The 15,025-nt window shown below is 47.0% G+C and carries 16 protein-coding genes; 5 read left to right on the top strand and 11 right to left on the bottom strand.

The features are described from left to right. Positions 1 to 67 precede the first annotated feature (67 nt). Entirely contained in the window at positions 68 to 907 is an 840-nt protein-coding gene (locus tag CR205_RS10125) for a nucleotidyltransferase domain-containing protein (RefSeq protein WP_110519176.1), read from the top strand. A 242-nt stretch (positions 908 to 1,149) separates the two neighbouring features. On the opposite strand, the gene splB is transcribed toward CR205_RS10125, so the two are convergent. The 8 genes from splB to CR205_RS10085 form a co-directional block, all read right to left on the bottom strand. Further along, complete coding sequence (gene splB, locus CR205_RS10120) at positions 1,150 to 2,178, bottom strand: spore photoproduct lyase (protein WP_110519174.1); 1,029 nt, start codon at positions 2,176 to 2,178, stop codon at positions 1,150 to 1,152. Between the two features lie 12 nt (positions 2,179 to 2,190). Then, positions 2,191 to 2,442: a transcriptional regulator SplA domain-containing protein gene (locus CR205_RS10115; RefSeq protein WP_110519172.1), complete on the bottom strand. Its 252-nt coding sequence runs from the start codon at positions 2,440 to 2,442 to the stop codon at positions 2,191 to 2,193. Positions 2,443 to 2,571: 129 nt separating this feature from the next. Beyond that, a complete protein-coding gene (locus tag CR205_RS10110) occupies positions 2,572 to 2,958 on the bottom strand; it encodes a phasin family protein (RefSeq protein ID WP_110519170.1) in 387 nt (128 codons plus the stop codon). 12 nt (positions 2,959 to 2,970) lie between these two features. Then, positions 2,971 to 4,632 (bottom strand): ABC1 kinase family protein, encoded by a 1,662-nt coding sequence (locus CR205_RS10105; protein WP_161524740.1) that lies wholly within the window; start codon positions 4,630 to 4,632, stop codon positions 2,971 to 2,973. Between the two features lie 126 nt (positions 4,633 to 4,758). After that, complete coding sequence (gene treP / locus CR205_RS10100; RefSeq protein WP_110519166.1) at positions 4,759 to 6,180, bottom strand: PTS system trehalose-specific EIIBC component; 1,422 nt, start codon at positions 6,178 to 6,180, stop codon at positions 4,759 to 4,761. A gap of 356 nt (positions 6,181 to 6,536) precedes the next feature. After that, positions 6,537 to 7,550, bottom strand: a complete 1,014-nt coding sequence (locus CR205_RS10095) for a hypothetical protein (protein ID WP_110519164.1) — start codon at positions 7,548 to 7,550, stop codon at positions 6,537 to 6,539. Further along, on the bottom strand, positions 7,540 to 8,415 hold the full coding sequence (locus tag CR205_RS10090) for an ABC transporter ATP-binding protein (RefSeq protein WP_110519162.1): 876 nt from the start codon (positions 8,413 to 8,415) through the stop codon (positions 7,540 to 7,542). The genes CR205_RS10095 and CR205_RS10090 overlap by 11 nt, the downstream gene beginning before the upstream one ends. After that, positions 8,405 to 8,800 carry a GntR family transcriptional regulator gene (locus CR205_RS10085; RefSeq protein ID WP_110519160.1) on the bottom strand — a complete coding sequence of 132 codons (396 nt, stop codon included), beginning with the start codon at positions 8,798 to 8,800 and terminating at the stop codon, positions 8,405 to 8,407. Before CR205_RS10085 ends, CR205_RS10090 begins: the two co-directional genes overlap by 11 nt. Positions 8,801 to 8,938: 138 nt before the next feature. Between CR205_RS10085 and CR205_RS10080 the strand changes: the two genes are divergently transcribed. The 3 genes from CR205_RS10080 to CR205_RS10075 all read left to right on the top strand — a co-directional run bounded on the left by CR205_RS10080 (position 8,939) and on the right by CR205_RS10075 (position 11,302). Next, positions 8,939 to 9,877 (top strand): NAD-dependent epimerase/dehydratase family protein, encoded by a 939-nt coding sequence (locus tag CR205_RS10080; protein WP_236634736.1) that lies wholly within the window; start codon positions 8,939 to 8,941, stop codon positions 9,875 to 9,877. Positions 9,878 to 10,091: 214 nt separating this feature from the next. Beyond that, complete coding sequence (locus tag CR205_RS20260) at positions 10,092 to 10,265, top strand: hypothetical protein (RefSeq protein WP_161524739.1); 174 nt, start codon at positions 10,092 to 10,094, stop codon at positions 10,263 to 10,265. Beyond that, positions 10,265 to 11,302: an N-acetylmuramoyl-L-alanine amidase gene (locus CR205_RS10075; protein WP_110519158.1), complete on the top strand. Its 1,038-nt coding sequence runs from the start codon at positions 10,265 to 10,267 to the stop codon at positions 11,300 to 11,302. Before CR205_RS20260 ends, CR205_RS10075 begins: the two co-directional genes overlap by 1 nt. Positions 11,303 to 11,756: 454 nt before the next feature. Here CR205_RS10075 and cydS read toward each other — a convergent pair whose 3' ends face one another. The 3 genes from cydS to CR205_RS10065 are packed head-to-tail and all read right to left on the bottom strand — an operon-like array spanning position 11,757 to position 14,260. After that, on the bottom strand, positions 11,757 to 11,855 hold the full coding sequence (gene cydS / locus CR205_RS20855) for a cytochrome bd oxidase small subunit CydS (RefSeq protein WP_407923551.1): 99 nt from the start codon (positions 11,853 to 11,855) through the stop codon (positions 11,757 to 11,759). A gap of 15 nt (positions 11,856 to 11,870) precedes the next feature. Next, entirely contained in the window at positions 11,871 to 12,884 is a 1,014-nt protein-coding gene (locus tag CR205_RS10070; RefSeq protein WP_110519156.1) for a cytochrome d ubiquinol oxidase subunit II, read from the bottom strand. Between the two features lie 14 nt (positions 12,885 to 12,898). Further along, a complete protein-coding gene (locus CR205_RS10065; protein ID WP_110519154.1) occupies positions 12,899 to 14,260 on the bottom strand; it encodes a cytochrome ubiquinol oxidase subunit I in 1,362 nt (453 codons plus the stop codon). A 242-nt stretch (positions 14,261 to 14,502) separates the two neighbouring features. Here CR205_RS10065 and CR205_RS10060 point away from each other — a divergent pair, with 242 nt between their 5' ends. After that, positions 14,503 to 14,994, top strand: a complete 492-nt coding sequence (locus tag CR205_RS10060) for a carboxymuconolactone decarboxylase family protein (RefSeq protein ID WP_110519152.1) — start codon at positions 14,503 to 14,505, stop codon at positions 14,992 to 14,994. The last annotated feature ends 31 nt before the right edge of the window (positions 14,995 to 15,025 follow it).

Genomic DNA, 15,025 nt, shown 5'->3' with positions numbered 1-15,025 from the left:
CTTTTTGTTTTTTGATTTGAGGAAAATAGTGCTATTCTTTTAACAAAATGGTTAAGGGGAGATACGGATGAGTCTGACAGAGAGGGACAGGCAGATCCCGCGGAAACGGGAGGATTTGAAGCGGGCATTGGAAGAAGATCTGCAGCGTATGCCCGGTGTGATCGGGCTTTTTTACGGAGGCTCTGTGGCTTCAGGCAGTATGGATTTCTATTCCGATCTGGATGTAAGGGTCGTGACAGAGGACGAGGCGTTCGAGCGTGTTGTCAACAAGAAAAAGATTTTCCCGGACAGGTGGGGGAAGGTGCTGTTTTATGAAGATATCGGACCTTCTGCACCGTACACGATTGCCCATTACGACGGTTTTTTTAAGGTGGACGTATTTATCTACCGTGTCAGTGACCTGCAGCCGGGTATCTGGCTGAAAGACCTTGAGATTGTGTATGATCCTTCTGGCAGGCTGCAAGGTATACGTGAGGAATCGATCGCTTTGAGCACTGAACTCAATCAGAGCCAGGTGGAGAAATGGCGGGGAAAAACGCTGGCCTATGTACACGAAGCATACAGGAGAGCCGCAAGAGAGGAGTGGTACTATGCGCTGCAGTGTGTGGATGCGATCCGGTGGTCCATTGCTGCCGGCTGGCAGATGGAGCAGGGCATGGAGCCGAACAACCCTCTGGATTGGGCAAAACTTGAAGGGTCACGCAGCCCGCTTTCAAAAGAACAGCAGCAGCTTCTGGCAGGCTGGTGGGTAAAAGAAAGAATCACTGCGGACGTTAACCGGGTGCTCTTGGAAATGAAGGAGCCTTACATTTCGGTTGAAACGGTGCTTGCAAAAAGAAGCGGGCTGAAGGTAACAGCTGAGGACACGAGGCGGATCTGGGAGATGGCGGTGAGCGAGCAGGATTGAGCCGGCTTAGTGGATAGGGGGATCGGGTTTTATGTGGATCTTAGGTTTTGTTTAGGGGTCTTAGGTTTTGTTTAGGGGTCTTAGATTTTGTTTAGGGGTCTTAGATTTTAATTAGGGGTCTTAGGTTTTACTTGGGTCTCTCAGGTCTTCTTTAAGCAGATCTCATGTTCTTGAAATTTCTTAACTGGCGCAGTCAAAATCATAATGAAAAGCCATCCTGCAAAACCAGGATGGCTTCTTTTTCACGTGAAATATTCAAGTTTGGAGTCTGGAAAGTATTTCTCAATATAACCCTGAAGGGTCTCTTTAAGATCGTCCTGTTCATCCTTCTGGTAAATGTACTTGCCGATTCCGTATTTTCCCCACTTGTATTTTCGCTTTTCCTCATCGAGTTCGAGCTTGGTCATCGGATAGTTTTTCTGGATGACTCTTTTGGCAGGCTTGGTGAAGCGGTGTTGAATCAGCTCAAACGTGAGGTCCTCCCGAGCTTTATCCGTTAATTTCGCGTCCAGTTTTTTAAACATCTCCTCATAGCCTTCTTTCCACCCTTCATGAATGTAAAGGGGGGCTACGATAAAGCCGAGGGGGTAGTCGGCATCGGCTACTTTGGCTGCGGCTCCGATTCGGTAATCAAGAGGGGAGGTGCCGTGTTCAAAATTCTTAATTACATAATCAGCGTTAATACTGAACCGGAAACGGGTTTTGCCCTTATGATCCGCATCAAGCAGATGATCCACGTGATGATACTTGGTCACAAACCGAAGCTTGCCGTTTTCCGAATTCCCGAAGTACTCGATCGCTTTTTTCAGGGAATGGGTCAGGTGGTCAATGCCGACGATGTCAGACGTACATGATGCTTCAAAACGGGTATCCTGAGGGTCCCGTTCGTCCATGTATTTCTGTGCCTGATCAAAAATTTCCTCCAGATTTACATACGTCCGGATATACGGCTTGCTGCCCATGGTCGTCTGCAGGTAGCAGTACTGGCAGTGACCCATACAGCCGGTGGCAAGGGGGATCGCATATTCGGCAGATGGTTTGGAAGTATCGAACTTAAGCGTCTTCCGGACCCCAATGACCAGCGTTGATTTTGCATTGCGGTATTTCTGCAGGTGGTTTTCACCCGGAATATTCCGCACCTGATTGTGGGAAGTGGTTTTTCGTATTTCCACACCAAGATCCTCGAACTTGCTTTTAAGCTGCGCGCCGAGAGGATACTCAAGAGCTCCGGGTTCAATGTAGACGAGCTGAGGCATAAACGGCTTGATCATATGAGTCCTCCTCTAGTAAAGGTCTTCGTCCTGAGGAAGGTCGAAGTACTGATTGTATTCGTGTTCGGCTTCCTGGAAGCTTCGGTAAATGGCGTATTCATCTGTCAGTGGATAGTACTCTTCAAATAAAAACAGGCTCATTTGTCCGGGATGAAAGGGATCCTCGACAACGGCTGCCTCCTGTATCTGGGCAACATTCTGGGTGTGTGGATTCCGATAGATCACAAAAACCTGATCTCCGGACGTAAGTTCCGAAATATTCATACACGGCTCCTCCTAAAAATCTGTGGCTACCGTTAGGTTTAGTAAAGCCTTATTGTTTATTCAGGACGAGCTGTGTAAGATTCTGGATAGAAAAAAACGCCCCCGGCAAACGGGAGCGTTTTAAAATGATTATTCGTTTTTATCTGGATCCTTGTATGGAACCGGATCGTTTTCAAGATCCGTATCCGTTTCCGGTGCACCGGCATCTGCTTGAGGGTGAAGAGCGGACAGGCGGGTTTCCAGTTCGTTGATTCTTGCTTCAAGAGCCGCAACTTCGGTCTTTGTCGCAATGTCCATATCTGAGAAAAACTGCTGGGCTTTTTCCTTTGAACGACGGTTCCACTGCTCGTTTGTTTCGTTGCCTTTTTTCTCAAACGCATCAAACATTTCGTTTGCTTCATCAGGTGTAACTTTGCCTTTGACAATCAGCTCATTAAAATACTTTTCTGCTTTTTCCTTACTTGTTACAGCGGCACCAAGGCCAATTAAAAATCCTTTTTTCAGCAAATCACTCATGTTCTCCACTCCTTAATCATTAGGTTCGTCTGAATCGGCCTGCCTGAAGCCGGTAACCCAGCGTTTATGAAGGGTTAAAAAGATACAAGCGGCGGTGAGACTGGCAACGGAGACAGCTGCACTTGTGATCATCAGCAGTTCAGCTTCCTGCAGCAGACCGGTAAACAGGAACGTGAGACTGATAAAAAACGTGACCGACGCAAGAGTCACAAACATAATGTAGCGGTGGTGGTCGTAATTGCGCCATTCCTTTCGCCTGGATGCCCGTCTTGCATATTTAGGACCCTGCAGCCATTCATTAAAGTTACGGGGAACTGCAAGCAAAGGTTTCGCCGAATCCCGTAAAACCTGCAATTTCAGGCTTCCTTCTTCTTCCTCGGTTTCCTCCAGCCATTCCTGAACGATCGGCTTGCCGAGAGCAATAAAATCGATATCCGGATCGATGAGGGTCAGAAGCCCGAGTGCGATCGAGCCGGCCCGGCCGAGAAAGGCGAACTCGGCCGGAAGCTGAATCGGCTGCTCCTGAACAAGTTCCTGCAGATCCTGAAAGATTTCACCGACCAGATCCTGATCGAGTTTGCCGATCCCCTGATCGAGATACGCCTCAACCGACTGCCTGAGGATCATCTGCAGTTTGTATTTATTGGCGTGAGGAAGAAGGAAACCCATTTCCCCAAGCTGCTTAACGACAAGAGCGTAATCCTCAAGTACAAATCCCTGTGCAATCTTCCTTAATTTCAAGGCATCCTCACGCTTCAGGGAACCGACCATCCCGAAGTCAAGTATGACCAGCGTCCCGTCGGCTTTTACAAGAATGTTTCCCGGATGTGGGTCGGCATGAAACATGCCATCATCGAGAAGCTGCTCCATAAAGAGCTTAAAAACACGTGATGCCAGTTCTTTACGGTCGATTTTATTTTTCTGCAGAAAGGATGTATTGTTCACCCGTTCAGCATCAATCCATTCCATTACCAGCACACGCCGGGTGGAAAAATCCTCATAATACTGGGGGATCTTTAAACCGTCCTGCCCGTGAAACCGTTTCTGAAAGTATTCCCCGTTTTTCAGTTCTTTTGAGAAATTTAATTCGTCACTCATGGTTTTAACAAGCTCTTTATGAAGGGCGCCGAGATCCGCCTGTCTGCCGAAACGGGTGAAACGGCCGGCAATCCAGAGTACAATTCGGAGAGCTTTAAAATCAGTATTGATGATTTTTTCCACGTTATGACGCTGCACTTTAATGGCTACTTCATCCCCATTATGTAAGCGCCCCTTATATACTTCCCCGATGGAAGCGGATGCTACCGGCTGATCGCTCATCTCATCCAGCCAGTCCCAGATACTTCGCCCCCATTCCTTTTCAAGAAGCTGACGGGACACTCTTGCAGGAACCGGCGGCACCCGGTCAATTAAATCATCCAGTTCCTTTAAAAACACTTCAGGAAAAATGTCAGCGCGGGTGCTAAGAAACTGCCCGCCTTTGATCATCAGGCCTTCCAGCTTAATCGCTTTTTCCCGGTACTCTGCTGCCTGTTTTCTCAGCAGGTCCTCCCACTTTTCACGTGCATCGGAATCCCAGTGCCTGTGTCGTTTATTAAATATATAGAGCTGAAGCAGAAACTTAATAAACATAAAGACAATAACTGAAATCCGGTAGATCGAATTGTTCTTCATCCGTGTCCTCCCCTCCACTGCACAGCACATCTAAATCTACCTATTCCCGTAAAGAAAAAGAATTATGTCACGGATTTTGACCATATAAAAAACCCGGCTGACTGAACAGCCGGGATCTGGAGCTTATTATTTTTTAAATTCGTCTGAAGCCAGCTTGGCATAAAGGTAGGTGAGTGCAAACGGAATGATAATGGCTATAGCCATACCGATTGCAAAGGAAGTCCAATAGCCGGGAATGATCGAGAAGATACCAGGCAGTCCGCCTACCCCGATTGAATTTGCAAGTACACCGTTAATGGTAATAAACATACCAGCAGTAGAAGCACCGATAATCGCACAGATAAACGGAAACTTAAAGCGCAGGTTGACCCCGAACAGGGCTGGTTCCGTCACCCCAAGGTAAGCTGAAACAGAAGACGTAGCTGACAGGCCTCGCAGGTTTTCGTTTCGGCTTGCAAAATAAATGGCAAGTGCGGCAGAGCCCTGTGCGATGTTGGACATAACCAGGATCGGCCACAGGAATGTACCGTTTCCGGTACCTACGAGCTGAAGGTCCACGGCGAGAAACGCATGGTGCATACCTGTAATAACAAGAGGGGCATAAACAGCACCGTAAACGAGTCCGCCAATCGCCGGAAGTGTGGAGAACATCCATACAAATCCGCCTGTAATGGCGTTGGCAATAGCGAATGTAATCGGTCCGATAATGATAAAGGCAAGAAAACCGGTCACGAGCAGAGCGACTGGTGCAACAACAAGCATCTGAATTGAATCAGGAATTCGTTTTCTTAAGTATATGTCAATCTTGGCAAGCACCCAGGCAGATACAAGAACGGGTAATACCTGCCCCTGATAGCCAATTGCTTCAATCTGCAACCCGAACAGGTTCCAGGTTGGTACTTCTCCTGCTTCCTGTGCTTCCGCATATGCCCAGGCATTGAGCAGGTCGGGGTGGACGAGAAACAGACCGAGAACAATACCAAGCAGTTCACTTCCGCCGAACCGTTTAACGGCGGACCAGCCGATCAGGGCGGGGAGAAAGACGAAGGCGGCACTTGCAATAATATTGATCATTTCAGCCAGGCCGGCCCACTGAGGGTATTCAGCTACCACGGAAGAGCCGTCAAAAAAGATATCCTCTCCTGTCAGAATGTTATTGATTCCGAGAAGAAGACCGGCAGTTACGATGGCCGGAAGGATTGGAATAAAGATGTCGGCGAGCATTTTTACGCCCCGCTGCAGCCAATTCTGGTTCTTGGCTGACGATTCTTTTACGTCATCCTTGGTGGATTCGCCAATCCCGGTCATTGCGACCAGTTCCTTGTAGACCTTATCCACCGTTCCCTGGCCGATAATAATCTGAAACTGGCCGTTAGTGGAAAAAGATCCTTTAACGATGTCGATGCTTTCGAGTTTCTCCGAATCCACTTTCGATTCGTCTTTCAGTGCCATTCTAAGGCGAGTGACGCAGTGGGTGGCTTTTTCAATGTTTTCCTCGCCGCCGATGGCTTCCAATATTTCTTTGACCTGCTTTTCATACTGAGCCATAGTATGACCTCCTGTCATTTGTAGTACGGGTATTATTACATGTCTGAGGGGAGAGTAATCGTTTTCATAAAAAGGGAAAAGAGCATAGATGGTAATAGATTCCCCTGCTGTTCAAATGATTATGAGCCTCGTGAAGGCTCGCTCCTTTATACCTCTGAATGGGAAAAGTTAAACCTGGAAACAAGTAATAATGTATATACAAGTATTAATCGATTTTTATTTTATCCTGTATATACACGTTTTGCAAGCGTTTTACACAGGAAAAAAGAATGGATTTTTCTTACATAATGAATCGATTCCATATAAACAAACGGAATGAAAAAAAGCCCTTCCCGAAGATTCGGAAAGGGCAATCGTCAGCGGTTTTTAACTGTCAGGTTCATACTCAGGAGTCTTTTCGCAATCAGGTAGCTGAAAAAGCCGAAGACAAGGTAGCCAAACCAGAAAGCTCCAATCCGTCCGGGAGCGGCACCCATAAAGAGGGAGGCGATGATTGTACCCCCGAGGAGGGAAAAGCAGATCACAATTCCGATCAGAAAAACCGGGGTCAGCTGTTTGAAAATAAGAAACTCGCCGTTATGTTCAACTTTTGTCCGTTCATAAAGCAGCGTACCTGCAGCAAGAAAGAGGATGATTCCTAGACCAATCAGGAAAAAAGGATAGACATCACTACCTGTTCCCATATGGTCAAAGGGAAAGGTCAGAACGCTCATGTAAGTCAGTACCTGTTCAACGTTATAGTCGAGCGGATAAATAAAACGTCCGCCGTGAGACTGGAAAAAACCGAGAAAGAGAAACCAGGCACCGATCGGGAATAATCCGAAAATGACGGTGAGCACAACCTGTGAAATCATTTCACCTGCAATCGTGCCGATAAAAAGAGCAAAAGTGTAAACAAGAATAAAGGAAAGAACCGGCGACAGGTAGAGTGTCAGCCACGAATACTCGGTGAGGAGATGACTGAATTCTGATGATTGGAACATAAAAAAGGCCGGCAGAAAATTGAGCAGATGAAATGTAAAAATGACGCCCGCACCCAAAAGCCATTTCGCTAAGAACATGTCCCTTCTCCGAATAGGAAGAGAGAATGTAAAATCGTTCCGGCGTGTATTACGCTCCAGTCCAACCAGGAGGGCAGCAAGAACGACAGCAGCTCCTGTCATTAAAATACTCAGGAATCCGCCAGAGAAAATATTGAAAACATGAATCTCCGAAACGTAATACTGATAAGGCTGCGCTTCGCGTGCCCGCCAGTTGGAGAGGGTCATCATCGTATAGAGCGGCAGGTGAATAAACAAAATCATAAAAATAATCCACACAAACAGCTTGGACTGTTTGTAATTCTGCATCCAAAGGGATTTATGAAACAAACTCTTCACCCCCCAGTCTGGCAACGAACACATCTTCGAGGCTCATGGACAGTTCTTCATAGAGAAGCGGCTCATTTTGGCGAATCTGCTCCTCAATCTTTTCCATGTTTCTATCGACAATGAGGGTGTACACCCGCCCGGTCTGATTAAGTATGTTTACATGCGCCTTTAGTTCCTCAGGTAAGTATTCCTTAAACACGACCTGAATCTTTTTGTACTGGGCTTTCATCGTATCCAGATCATAAAAGCTGTCCGGACGTCCGTCCTTAATAACGAGGATATCGTTGGCCATAAACTCGAGTTCGTCCAGGCGGTGGGAGGAAATGAGCACAGAAACGTCGTTGCCGGCTACCTCCTCAACTAGAGTGCGCAAAATCCGCCGTTTCACAATGACATCAAGTCCGTCAGTAGGTTCGTCAAGAATCACATAACGTGCCCGTGCTGCAAAAGCCACGACCAGACTGAAGAGTGCTTTCATCCCTTTAGAGTAGTTTTTAATCTTTTTTGTTGCAGGCAGATTAAATCGTTTCATAAGCTGATGAAAGTAGGCTTCATCAAATCGGGGATAAACTGTTTTATACAGCCGTACAAGTTCTTTAGTGGAATAGTTTTTCATCGCTTCTGATGAGTCCGGCACAAAGATGATGTTCTGCTTAATTTCAGGCACGTCAAAAATGCTCTGTCCGTCGATCCGTACATCACCTTCGGTAGGATCGATGATTCCCGTAAGGATGCGAAGGAGGGTCGTTTTACCGGCACCATTCCGGCCGATGATGCCTACGATACTGCCGGGCTTTACTTCAAACGTAATATCTTTAAGGACGGTGGTTCCCTGAATTGTCTTTGAGACCTGTTCAACGTTCATCGTTCTTTCCCCCTAAATCAGTGTAAAAGTTCTCAATCCATTTCAGAAGCGTCTGCTTTTCAATACCGGCGTAGTGGCTGTCAATAACGAGCTGGCTGAGAGCCTCACGGATCGCTTCCGTCTTTTTTGGGTCGTTACTCTGAACAACAGCATCGTTAATAAATGTGCCGCGCCCCCGAATTGTAACAATGACTTCCTGGCGCTCCAGCTCCTGATAGGCTTTGCTCACTGTGTTCGGATTGATCACAATCTGGGAGCTTAATTCCCTGACGGAGGGGAGCTTTTCGTTCGGCTGAAGAATCCCTTTTGCAACCATCTCTTTTACCTGCTGGATAATCTGTTCATACAGCGGAACGTTTTTTTTCGGATCAATATTAAAGTACATCGCTTCACCACCTTGGCGTCAGGCTGAAATCTATGTGACACATGTGTATTATTGTTAGTAGTACACTTCATTTTAGTCCTTCAGTATCTTGTTTGTCAACTTTGTTCTCCTTCGGGGAACGAGAAGGACTTTCAGGCGATGGTGAAGAAGTTACAAAAAGGAAGAGGTGATCAGGCAATGACGATGAGTAAAATGAAAAGAGATGTCCTCGTGCTTGGGGGCAGTCGGTTTTTCGGCCGGCGACTTGTAAGTAAACTGATTGATAACGGGGACCGGGTGACAATTGCAACGCGCGGCAATAAAGAGGACGGCTTCGGGGAAAAAGTGAACCGGATCCACGTTGACCGATCAGACAGAGTGGCAATGGAAGAAGCGTTCAGGGATTCCCGATGGGATGTGGTGTACGACCAGATCTGTTTTTCACCGGATGATGCCGCGATTACGTGTGATGTATTCAAGGAGAGGACCGGGCATTATGTGCTTACCTCCACACTTTCGGTTTATGAGTTTAACGATAAGCCCCTGAAGGAAGAGAAAGATTTTGATCCCTACAGTTACCCCATTCAGAAAGGCACAAGAGACGATTTCAGTTACGGAGAAGGAAAGCGTCTGGCAGAGGCCGTCTTCTTTCAGGAGGCAGGTTTTCCGGTCACAGCGGTACGTCCGCCAATCGTACTCGGGGAGGATGACTACACGGAAAGACTCCATTACCACGTACGTAAAGTGAACAGTGGCGAGATGATCCGGATCACAAACCCTGATACGGCACTTTCCTTTGTAGAGGCAGGAGATCTGGCTGAATTTCTGTTCTGGGCCGGCAGCCAGGAAATCTACGGGCCGGTAAACGCTTCATCGCCTGATCATATCCGCCTTAAGGAGCTTATAGGAATAATTGAAGAAACGACAGGCAGAACGGCCGTCACTGAAAGCCCTGTAAATGACAGCGAACAGTCTCCGTTTAATTTTCCTTCCTCTGCCTATCAGGACGTTTCCCTGGCAGAAGCATCTGGCTATAAGTTTATGCAGCTGAACAAGTGGCTTCGGTCCCTGGTGGAACGAATCAAGCAGACAGAATAATAGATGTCAGCTCATTTTGTATAACCTTAATAAACTAAATGAAAAACTTTTGTGCAAGCAGGACGTTTGCACTATCATTTCGTAATCCGAAGCATTTACTGTAGTATAGAAGTAATCATTTTTATGGACGGACTTTATTATTTGACGGTCTTTACTACCGGATTCAGAAAAGCCCTTGCATGCTTCTAACACTATATTGTAAGGGGAAGAAAACATGAAAGAGCATACAGAATGTGTATTCTGCGGCATGCCTGTGGACTATGAAATCCGCCTTTTTAAAGACGGAAATCATGGTGAACCATGCTGTAACAGACCCGAGTGCTGCAGCGAACGGGAACTGGACGTTATATCTGACGATGAAAATTCCAGTGAAAGAGGCGAGCGGTAATGGTCATTCCGATTCGACTGAACCGCCCTGTCCGGATTTTCATTGATCCTGGTCACGGAGGATCTGATCCCGGCGCGGTTGCGAACGGGCTAAGGGAAAAAGACATTAACCTTGATATTGCCCTCCGCCTGAGAGATATCCTTGAGGGACAATATACCAATGTTCAGGTGAGAATGAGCCGCACATCGGATATTTTTGTGAGCCTTGCTGCAAGGGCAGAAGCGGCAAACAACTGGAATGCGGACCTGTTTATATCCATCCATCAAAATGCTGCAGGAGGAACATCAGCAAGAGGCTTTGAGTCGTTCCGGTTCACAAATGCACCTAACCGGACTAGGCAGATTCACAGTGAATTCCACCGCACCGCATATAACGTGGCTTGGCGAGGCAGAAAACCGGACAGGGGAACCAAAACTGCAGGGTTTTACGTCCTGCGCTTTACGTCCATGGCTGCCGTGTTAACGGAAGGCGGGTTTTTAACCAATACACAGGATGCGAACCTGCTCCGGTCCAGTGCATTTCTGCAGGAAGCAGCCGAAGCACATGCGGAGGCGATTGCCGCAGTTTTTGCTGATATCGGACGACGCAGGGACATGGAGTGGACAGGGCAGATCCTGCGAAACGGTGACAGAGGTCCGCTCGTCCGGAGCCTGCAGGAAAAACTGCTGAACTTAAATTACGATCTCGGCTCTTTCGGTGCCGACGGGGTGTTTGGCGACATTACAGAAACAGCCGTTCGTGAATTTCAGCAGAGCTCACGAATTACTGTTGACGGTGTAGCGGGACCTCAGACGTACCAGGCAGTGCTGAACGCAAGCCCGACTGGACTTCTTGTTATTGTGGACGTAGCCACACTGAATGTTAGAAACCGGCCTTCCTGGGAGCCGAGTGCCATTGCAGGGACCGTGAGAAGAGGCGAAGCCTTCACCATAACAGACAGAGTCAATGTACAGGGAAGCAGTACAGATATGTATCGCCTCAGAAGCGGTTTGTATATCACAACAAGTGAGAATTTCGTCCGCACAAGACGAGTGTAGCAGGAGAATAATGATTAAATTTTGAGACCGCCGGCCGGTCTTTTATTTTGCTTTTTTCGTAAAGATTGTTACTAATGTTCACAATATTAATGGAGTGGAAGGCGGTGACTCCTGCGGGAATAGCATCTGCTGAAGACCCCGCAGGGTGATTTTGCCGAGGAGGCTGAAGTGATGCCCGCTGACAGCATCCGCCTGCAGCGCAATAAAACAACAATCTATTCGAAAACAGTTTTTATTTTTGCTTGTTTCAGATGGATAGCGGCTTATGACCGAGTTAAATAAAGAGCGGAAAGCGAATGGACGGCGTGAAGCGAAGCTTCTGTTCCGTCATTTTCAGGACAGCTTTTACTTTTACCTTTGCTTGCAGCAAAAAAAGACCCTCACCAAAGTGAGAGCCATTTTTATCAGCTGTATTTATGCCAGCTTTATGTTTATTGGTTTCTATCAATTACGTTCAGTCTTTTCCTTTTGCTCCCCAGATAAAGACAACTGCTACGGCAGCGATCAGAACAAGGGGAGGGGCGATCATGATCAGAAAGTACGTGAGATCCACGTCCAAACCCCCTTTTTATTTTCTGCCTTCAAGATATTCTGCATCGAAGAGAAACAGCCTCATCAAAAGATACAGAGAAGGAATAAGCATGAGGAGTCCTCCAATAAAGGCTGCAATCAGAGCTATTGCCATGCTTTCATTCGTAAACCCGTCATAGATCGTCAGGTACGGATAGAGAAGGTACGGCAGGTGCGACGCCCCGTATGCAAAAAAGGCTGTGAAGAACTGGACCATAACGAAAATAAAAGCCAGACCGTAATTTTGCCGTTTCCAGATCAGCCACACCGATGCAGCAAACGATGCCAGTGAGAGGGCAAACATCCACCATAGATCCATCATGTTGGAAAAGTGCAGCTCGTTCCGCTCACCGAGTAGGAAGAACACGATGAAAGCCATAGTAATGGTCGGGAATGCCCAGGAGAGAGCGTATTTCCGGACAACTTCCAGAGCCTGCTGGTCTTTAGCCTTCGCTGCATAATAGGTAAGAAATGCAGCAGAAATGAACAGCACACTGAAGACAGCGAGAAATACAACGCCCCAGGAATACGGGCTTGTAAACAGTTCACCGTAGAGAAGGGTAACATTCCCGTTATCAACAGCCAGATACCCTCCTTCTGAGATGGTCAGGACTGTTGTGAGGGAAGCCGGAATTAATAGACCCGTTGCTCCATAAAGAAGCGAGTACAAATGGCTGTCTTTCGCCCCGTATGTGGCAAAGGCATAATAGGAGCCGCGCAGGGCCAGAAGAATAATCGAAATACTTCCTGGAATCAGAAGGGCTGTTCCGTAATAATAGGCTGTATCCGGAAAAAAGCCGATAATTCCAACGAAGAAGAATACGAGAAAGACATTGGTTACCTCCCACACAGGGGAAAGATAACGCTGGATAATATGATGAAGGGCGTGTTTCTTTTTTGTAATCCGGCTGTAATAGCTGAAGAAGCCGGCGCCGAAATCAATCGACGCCACGATCAGATAGCCGTACAAAAAGATCCACAGGACGGTAATCCCAATTAATTCATAGCTCAACGCCGGTACCTCCTTTATTCATTGCTGACCCGCTTCGGCTGCTCGATTCCCCGTTTTTCAAGTTCGTGCTCCACTGGATTCTGCTTGAACATTCTCCGGAGTACAACAGCACAGGTAACACCGAGAATGGTGTAAAGGACAATGAAGAGAGCCAGCATCAGGCCTACGTGATCCGATGTTGTCGCACCTTCCTCTACGCGCATAATGCCGTTTATGAGCCACGGCTGACGGCCGACTTCGGCAAAAATCCATCCCGCTTCGATTGCAACCATACTGAGCGGACCTCCGGCAGCCACCATAATCAGCAGTGGTTTATTATACGGATTCCAGTTTTTCTTCCAGCTCATCACTGCAAAAAGAGTGGACACAAACGCCAGATACATTCCGATAAACACCATCATATCAAAGGCGTAGTGAACCCAGAGGGGCGGAAGTTCATCTTCGGGGAACTCATTGAGCCCCACGACTTCCGAATCGGGCAGGCCGCCTGCGAGAATACTGAGAGCGTATGGAATTTCCAATGCATATTTGACTTCGTTGTCTTCTGTCAACACACCGCCCAAGATCAGCGGGGCATGTGTTTCTGTTTCAAAATGCCACTCGGCTGCTGCAAGTTTTTCCGGCTGGTACTCGTGGAGGTACTTACCGGAAAGGTCGCCGATGACAGCAGTAGCGATTGCAAAGACTGCACCGGAAACCATCGTCAGCTTGAGTGCTTTTTTGTGGTACTCATGTTTGCTTCCTTTAAGAAGGTGAATAGCTGCTATTGTACCGAGAATAAACGCTGCAGTTAGGTAGCAGGTAATGATAACGTGCGATACTTTCGTCGGCGTGGCAGGGTTAAACATAGCCTCAAGCGGACTGACGTTTGCAATCACACCATTTGCCATGTCAAATCCCTGTGGGAAATTCATAAATGCGTTGGCAGTTGTAATGAAAAATGCAGACGCTGATGCGCCGATTACAACAGGGATAATGAGCAGGAAGTGACGCATTTTGCTCTTGAACCGGTCCCATGTGTACAGGTAAATCCCAAGGAAGATCGCTTCAAAGAAAAATGCGAATATCTCCATAAACAATGGCAGACCGATCGTATGGCCGGCTGCCTGCATAAAATTCGGCCATAATAGACTTAATTGGAGACCAATCGCTGTACCGGTAACAACGCCTACTGCTACGGTTACAACGAAGCCTCTGGCCCACCGGCGTGCCATCAGGGTGTAATGAGGATCGTTCCGCTTGATTCCCATCCATTCAGCAATGGCTATCATTAGAGGAACCCCGACCCCGATGGTCGCGAATATAACATGAAAGCCCAGTGTCAGAGCAGTCAGAAGCCGACTCAGAAGCACCGGATCGTTTTCAATTCCGAACATTCTGTTCCCTCACTTTCGGTGTTGGCTCTTTAGTGGGTTTTTAGTCACAACTGTAAGTATACTTATCATAAATTATGTGAAATAATAAACATATAGATGATTTCACCCAATAATGTGTGAACATGTGAGCAAAATTTGAACGATTTTCGAACGGATTGTGACAAGGAAAAAGGAGAAATTAAGGACACTGTCAGGACAGTCTGTTCTGCCGTGATCACGATAATGGAAAGGATGAAACTCACATGCCCTGGATCAAACCGGTAAAAATGAGTGAAATGAAAAAAATTCAAAAGGAAGATGCTTCACAGCCGACAGTTTTTCACAGACTGATGGGTCATACACCAGAGTTGTTAGAAGCCTTTACCCCTTTGCAGAACGCTGTTAAACAAGTATCCATCAGTGATTTAATGAGAGAGCAGATCATTACTTATGTCTCACGTTTAAACGGCTGCGAATATTGTACTGCCAGTCATGCAGAGATGCTGCGTAGTCTGGGGGAAACAGAAGATCAAATCGAAAATCTGCTTGAAGACAGGATGTCTTCTTTTGACGATGAAACAAAGGCCGTGTTAACGTATGCAAAACACCTTGCAAAGGAAAGACAAGCGCTCTCCAGAGACGATATCGAACTCTTGCGCAGCTTTGGAATGTCAGATAGGAAAATTGCAGAAGTCAATCATCTGATTGCTTACACAAGCTATACAAATCAACTTTCTATTGGATTGGGGCTGTAATATTTTTTCTGCAGGGATGAGGGAGCGGGGT

The organism is Alteribacter lacisalsi (assembly GCF_003226345.1).
In the GTDB taxonomy this organism is placed as follows: Bacteria; Bacillota; Bacilli; order Bacillales; family Salisediminibacteriaceae; genus Alteribacter; species Alteribacter lacisalsi.
Note: the sequence above shows the minus strand (reverse complement) of the source record. Positions and strands in the feature narration are given on the sequence as shown.